Here is a 6,564-nt window from a genome sequence, read left to right on the forward strand (position 1 = left end):
CAGCGTGTCGTTCAGGCTTTGCCTGGGCAACCATTGGCCGCCGCCCGTGAAGCGGACTGCGACCGGCAATTGATTCAGCAGAACGGGCTTTGGCAAGTATTGCCGCTGGCTTCTTGAGTTTTCCTGCCGGCGGCTGCCGGCACCAAGTTTGCGCGACTGAGGACAAGTGTGAGGGGTAAGAAGGTCGTAGTCCTGGGCACCCAAGGGGGTGATGAGGGCAATGGCAAGATCGTTGATCTGCTGACCGAACAGGCTGCCGCCGTAGTGCGCTACCAAGGTGGCCACAACGCGGGTCACACCCTGGTGATCGACGGCGAGAAAACCGTCTTGCACCTGATCCCGTCGGGCGTGCTGCGCGAAGGCGTGCAGTGCCTGATCGGCAACGGTGTGGTGGTTGCACCGGACGCTCTGCTGCGCGAGATCATCAAGCTGGAAGAGAAAGGTGTACCGGTGCGCGAGCGCCTGCGTATCAGCCCTTCCTGCCCGCTGATCCTGTCCTACCACGTAGCGCTGGACCAGGCGCGTGAAAAGGCCCGTGGCGAGCTGAAGATTGGTACGACCGGTCGCGGCATCGGCCCGGCTTACGAAGACAAAGTCGCCCGTCGCGGTCTGCGCATCGGTGACCTGTTCCATCGTGAGCGTTTCGCCGCCAAGCTGGGCGAGTTGCTGGATTACCACAACTTCGTCCTGGTCAATTACTACAAAGAGCCAGCGATCGACTTCCAGAAGACTCTCGACGAGTGCATGGAATACGCCGAGCTGCTCAAGCCGATGATGCTTGACGTCACCGCTGAGCTGCACGAGCTGCGTCGCGCTGGCAAAGACATCATGTTCGAAGGCGCCCAAGGCTCCCTGCTGGACATCGACCACGGGACCTACCCGTATGTCACCAGCTCCAACACCACCGCGGGCGGCATCGCCACCGGTTCGGGTTTCGGTCCGATGTACCTGGATTACATCCTCGGCATCACCAAGGCCTACACCACTCGCGTTGGTTCGGGTCCGTTCCCGACTGAGCTGTTCGACGACGTTGGCGCGTTCCTGGCCAAGCGTGGCCACGAGTTCGGCGCTACTACCGGCCGTGCCCGTCGTTGCGGCTGGTTCGATGCCGTCATCCTGCGTCGCGCTATCGACGTCAACAGCATCTCGGGCCTGTGCCTGACCAAACTGGACGTGCTGGACGGCCTGGAAACCATCAACATCTGTGTTGGCTACAAGAACCAGGATGGTGCAGTGATCGACGCACCGACTGACGCCGACAGCTACATCGGCCTCGAGCCAGTGTACGAAGAGATGCCAGGCTGGACCGAATCCACCGTTGGTGCCAAGACCCTGGAAGAGCTGCCGCAAGCCGCTCGCAACTACATCAAACGCGTTGAAGAGTTGGTCGGTGCGCCGATTGACATTATTTCGACGGGCCCGGACCGCAACGAGACCATCGTTTTGCGTCACCCGTTCGCTTAATAAGTCGTTGATGTAAAACACAAAGGCCCCTTAATCGGGGCCTTTGTCGTTTATGCCCGTTGGGCGGCACGACCTTTGCTGTAATTATGCCTTCTGGCGTGCCATCAATTTAATGGCGTCAAAGCAGAGGGATAATCCCGTGTCAGCCATTCTCTCACTGTTACAAAGCCGTCTTCTGCGGCCCGTGTTCGTTACCCTTGGTATCGCCCTTTTGGTGCAAGTGCTGGTTGCCGTCGCCCTGACCCGGAGCACCGTCACTGCGCTGGAGGCCGATCTAGGCGTGCGCCTGGGTGCTGACAGTCAAAAACTCTCTGGTGAACTGGAGCAAGCGGGGCGTGAAGTCACGTCGAGCCTGGACAGCCTTTCGACCAATACCCGTCAGCGACTCACCGCCGGCCTGTCTTCGCGTCTGAAGGACGAGCAGGCGCAATTGCGTGGGACATTGGAAAAAGACCTGAAGGACTCCGCCAATGATATGGCGCAGCTTCTGGCCTCGGTCGCACCCCGCGCCATGTGGGACAGCGACGTTCCAACCCTGTCCGAATTCGCCCGCCGGGCCCAGCGCAATCCGAACGTGTTGTTCGTGATCTACGACGACGCCACCGGCCAGCACCTGACCCGCTATTTGAATCGCGAGAACCCGATCAACAAAGCGCTGCTGGAGAAAGGCCAGGGCGAGCGCGCCTTGGACAAAGTGCTGGATGCGGCGAAGAACGATCCGTCGGTCTACTACCTCGAAGCCTCGATCAGCCCCAATGGCGTAGAAATCGGCAAGGTCTTGATGGGCGTTTCTACCGCTTCGGTGGAGGTCGATCTGGCAGCGCTGGACAAGCGCTTTGCCGCGCTGATCGCCAGCAGTGATCAACTGGTCGGCGACAGCCTCAAAGGCGCGGCGGCTGATAGCGCCGCAGCGATGGGCGCGCGTCTGAAGTCGGCGCAGTCCACGGCGTCTGAAATGCAGGCCAACACCACCAGCACCGTGCAACAAGCGGCGGGCACTTTGCGCTGGCGCATCGGCATGGGCCTGGCGGTGGTCGGTTTCGGCGTGTTGCTGTTGCTGGCCGTGGTACTGGGTCGTCGCGTAGTCAATCGCCTGAAAATGCTGATTGCCGCCATGGATGATCTGGCGGCGGGCGAGGGTGACCTGACCAAGCGTGTGCAGATCAACAGCAAGGACGAAATCGGCGACATGGCCTCGGCGGTCAATCGCTTTGTGGATAAGTTGCAGCCGATCGTGCGCGAAGCGGGCGACGTGGCCCAGCGCACCGGCGTGGAAATCGGCGCCATGACCTTGCGCAATGCCGGGGCCGACGCGGCTGCGGGCATGCAGCGCGATGAAGTGGCCGAGAGCCTGCGCGCGTTGTCGCAAATGGCTGATGAAGCGCAGTCGGAAAGCCACGCGATGCAAGCCGCGTTGCAGCAAGTGGTGGATATTCGTTCGGCCACCGATGAGAACACCCGGACCTCGGCGAAAGTCGGCAGTCTGATCGAAGCATTGGCCGGGCAGGTTGATACCGGTGCGAAAGTCATCGAGCGTCTGGCGCAGCAGAGCGAGCAGATTGAAGTGGTGCTGACGGTGATCCACGGGATTGCCGAGCAAACCAACCTGCTGGCGCTCAACGCGGCCATCGAAGCGGCGCGTGCCGGTGAGACCGGTCGTGGGTTTGCCGTAGTGGCCGATGAAGTGCGGGCGCTGGCGAGCAAGACGCAAAGTTCTACCGGCGACATCCAGGCGCATATCGTGGCCCTTCAACAAGGAGCGCGTGAGGCGGTAGCGGCCATCGGTCAGGCCGGGCGCCAGGCCAGCGAAGGGTTGCTGGTGTTGCGTGACAGCGCTCGGTTGCAGCAGTCAGTGCAGGCCTCGGTCGAGCAAGTGCATGCGGCGATAGGCCTGGCGACCCAGGCAGCGGCGCATCAGGCGCAGGGCGCGCAAGCGGTGCGGGGTCGGGTTGAGACGATTCATGCGCAGGCTGAGAAAGCGGCCCAGGCGGTGGTGGAAACCACGGCCAGTGGCAAAGTGCTGGATGGGTTGGCGGCGCAGTTGAAGGCTAGCCTGGGGCAGTTCAGGGCTTAGGATTTGTATTGGTCGGGCTGACGCCTTCGCGGGCAAGCCTCGCTCCTACATTGGTTACGCGACCCCTGTAGGAGCGAGGCTTGCCCGCGAAGCTTTTCAACGGCTCAAATACATCCGGGTTGTTAACAGGTACACAGGCAACCCCGACACCAAAATCAACAACGCCGCATACGGCGCCGCCGCCGCAAACTCCACGTTCGCGGTATGCGCCCAGACTTCCGTTGCTAGAGTGTTCAGCCCGGTCGGGCTCAGTAGCAGCGTCGCCGTCAATTCCTTCATCGCATCCAGAAACACCAGCGCAAACGCCGCGCCCAACGCCGGGAAGATAATCGGCAAGGTCACCCGGCAGAATGCACTGAACGACGATGCGCCCAGTGTGCGAGCCGCTTCTTCCAGTTGCGGCGCAGCCTTGTTCAGCGCCGTGCGAATCGGTGCCTGAGCCAGCGGCAGGAACAACAGCGCATAAGCGATCAGCAGTAACATCGACGTCTGGTACAGCGCCGGCACATAGTGCAGGGCGAAATACACCAGGGTCAGCGCAATCACCAGGCCTGGCAGCGCATGCAGCAGATACGGCAAGCGCTCGGCCCAGATCGCCAGTTGGCCTTTGTAGCGCACCACCAGCAACCCAACCGGCACCGCCAGAATCAGGCACAGTGCGGCGCCACCCAGCGACAGTGCCAGGGACGACAGCAAAGCCTCGCTGATCGCCGCCACCGGAAACGCTGCCGATGAGCCGACCGCCAGCCAATACGCGAGCATCCCCAGCGGAATCCCGCTGCCGATGATCGCCAGTGCCAGGCAATAAACCTGTCCGGCGGCGGCCCAAGGTCCCAGGCGAACCTGCTCTGCATGCCGCGCCGCACCCTGACCAGTACGCACGTGCCGACCTTTGCCGCGCACGCGCAATTCCAGCCACAACAACACCAGACACAGCGCCAGCAGCACCGCCGACAACATCGCTGCGTTGGCGTTGCTGAATTCCAGCTCGAACTGTTGATAGATCGCGGTGGTGAAGGTTTGCAGGCCGATGATCGACAGCGCGCCGAACTCCACTAGCATGTGCAGCGCAATCAATAGCGAGCCAGCCAGAAGCGACGGCCAGAGCAACGGCAGGGTGATCCTGAAAAACACGCCCCAGCGATTCTGCCCAAGGGTGCGGGCGGACTCTTCCAGTGATGGATCAAGATTGCGCAGGGTCGCCGCCACCGGCAGAAACACCAGCGGATACTTGGACAGGGTCATCACCAGAATCGCCCCGCCCAAACCTTCGAAGTGCGCGCTCAAGGAAACCCAAGTGAAGCTGCTGACAAACGCCGGCACAGCGAACGGCAAGCACAGGATCACGCCCCACAGTCGCCGTCCCTTCAGATTGCTGCGCTCCAGCAGCCAGGCCAGCGACAAACCGATCACACCGCACGCCACAGTGACGCCGACCATCAGCGACAGCGTGTTGCGCAGCAGGCCAAACACATACGGTCGCCACAACAGGTGCAGCGCCTCTGCCCAGCCTGCTTGCCAGGTCTTGAGCCCGACATACGCCAGTGGCAACAGGCTGAGGACAACCAGCAGCAGCACCGGCAACAACAACCAGATTGACGGCCGCTTGCGCCGTGGCACGTAACCCCCGCGCGCGGCGGGGGCGGAAAGCGATGCGCTCATCAGTTCAAGCCAACGTCACGTTCCAGGTCCAGGGCTTCTTCGGCATTGCCGAGATCGGCTGGCGTGACTTTCGGCGCTTCGAGTTCGCTGAACGGCTTGAGCCCGCGATCCGATTCCATGCCTTTGTGCAGCGGATATTCGGCGGTGGTCTGGGTGATCACACGCTGGCCTTCTTCGCTGGCCATGTAGGCGAGAAATTGCTGGGCTTCTTTTGGATGTTTGCTGGACTTCAGCACGGCAGCGCTGGAAACCGTAATCAAGCCGCCGACGTCGCCGCCGGTGAAGTAATGCAGTTTCGAGTCGAGCTGGCCTTTTTCACGCTGCAAGGCAAACCAGTAGTAGTTGTTCACCAGCACCGTGGCGACTTCGCCGTTTTCCACGGCCTTCAGTGCCACCATGTTGTTGCTGTAGACCTTGCCGAAAGCGCGCAGGCCGGTCAGCCATTCTTCGGCAGCGTCCATGCCGTGGGTCTTGATGATCGCTACGGCTTGTTCCTGGAACGCGCCGCTGGTAGGCACGAAGCCGACCTTGCCTTGCCATTTGGGGTCGGAGAATTCCATGACCGATTTGGGCAGGTCTTTTTCGTCGATCAGTTTCGGGTTGAAAGCGACCACGCGGACCCGGGCAGTGATGCCGATCCAGGTGCCGTTGCCGGCGACGTAATCTTTCGGCAGGACGGCGAGGGTGGCGGCGTCGGTCTGGGCCAGCAGGCCTTGTTCGCCGAGTTTGTTCAGCGGCGGCGACTCTTCGGTGTAGATCACGTCGGCGGGGGAGCGATCACCTTCTTCGACGACCTGGCTGGCGAGCTGGTTGCTGCTGCCCTTGCGCACATTGACGTGAGTCCCGGTCTTGGCTTCGAAGGCTTTGGCGACAGCATCGCCGACTTCCTTGTGCTGGCCGTTATAGAGCGTCAGGGAAACCGGGTCGGCGGCTTGGGTGAGGGGAGTGGCGAGGGCCAGGCCGAGGAGGGTGAAGGTCAGACTTCGGCGCAGGGTATTTCGAAACATCATTCGCAGGGTTCCTCACTGTCGCATTGCAAAAACTTGCAACAATGATAAACGATATTGTTTCTCAAGTGCGCTTTGCGGGGCTGGCGAGGCTTTGCTAGAGGGGGGGGAGCGGGCCTTTGTAGCAGCTGGCGAAGCCTGCGTTCGGCTGCGCAGCAGTCGCGAAATCAGAGAATGCGGTCATTCGGAAGAAACGGGTGCGCAGGTTTACGACTGCTGCGCAGCCGAACGCAGGCTTCGCCAGCTGCTACAGGAGGGTGTGGGCTTGCGCAGTTCCGGGGTTTTTGAAAGCCAGAAACGCAAAAACCCGCTTTCGCGGGTTTTTGTGAAATTTCAGATCGACTCTGAAATTTGAAT

General features: G+C 61.3%; 6 protein-coding genes. 3 read left to right on the plus strand and 3 right to left on the minus strand.

The annotated features are described in order from the left end of the window. The 3 genes from ACIOYV_RS24470 to ACIOYV_RS24480 all read left to right on the plus strand — a co-directional run. Positions 1-117: hypothetical protein (locus tag ACIOYV_RS24470; RefSeq protein WP_401327895.1), on the plus strand; the 117-nt coding region annotated here is incomplete at its 5' end. A gap of 51 nt (positions 118-168) precedes the next feature. Continuing rightward, entirely contained in the window at positions 169-1,464 is a 1,296-nt protein-coding gene (locus ACIOYV_RS24475; protein WP_401327744.1) for an adenylosuccinate synthase, read from the plus strand. Positions 1,465-1,603: 139 nt separating this feature from the next. Continuing rightward, positions 1,604-3,538: a methyl-accepting chemotaxis protein gene (locus ACIOYV_RS24480; RefSeq protein ID WP_401327747.1), complete on the plus strand. Its 1,935-nt coding sequence runs from the start codon at positions 1,604-1,606 to the stop codon at positions 3,536-3,538. A 96-nt stretch (positions 3,539-3,634) separates the two neighbouring features. Here ACIOYV_RS24480 and ACIOYV_RS24485 read toward each other — a convergent pair whose 3' ends face one another. The 3 genes from ACIOYV_RS24485 to ACIOYV_RS24495 all read right to left on the minus strand — a co-directional run. Next, positions 3,635-5,200 (minus strand): iron ABC transporter permease, encoded by a 1,566-nt coding sequence (locus tag ACIOYV_RS24485; protein ID WP_163908010.1) that lies wholly within the window; start codon positions 5,198-5,200, stop codon positions 3,635-3,637. Beyond that, positions 5,200-6,210 (minus strand): extracellular solute-binding protein, encoded by a 1,011-nt coding sequence (locus ACIOYV_RS24490; protein ID WP_401327751.1) that lies wholly within the window; start codon positions 6,208-6,210, stop codon positions 5,200-5,202. Before ACIOYV_RS24490 ends, ACIOYV_RS24485 begins: the two co-directional genes overlap by 1 nt. 164 nt (positions 6,211-6,374) lie before the next feature. After that, positions 6,375-6,564: hypothetical protein (locus ACIOYV_RS24495; RefSeq protein ID WP_401327754.1), on the minus strand; the 190-nt coding region annotated here is incomplete at its 5' end.

The sequence above is a fragment of the Pseudomonas sp. NPDC087342 genome (assembly GCF_044744265.1).
Taxonomy (GTDB): domain Bacteria; phylum Pseudomonadota; class Gammaproteobacteria; order Pseudomonadales; family Pseudomonadaceae; genus Aquipseudomonas; species Aquipseudomonas nunensis.

Excerpts from the sequence above, each read along its gene's own strand:
- ACIOYV_RS24485 (WP_163908010.1), bottom strand. The coding sequence starts at position 5,200 with ATGAGCGCATCGCTTTCCGCCCCCGCCGCGCGCGGGGGTTACGTGCCA.
- ACIOYV_RS24490 (WP_401327751.1), bottom strand. The coding sequence starts at position 6,210 with ATGATGTTTCGAAATACCCTGCGCCGAAGTCTGACCTTCACCCTCCTC.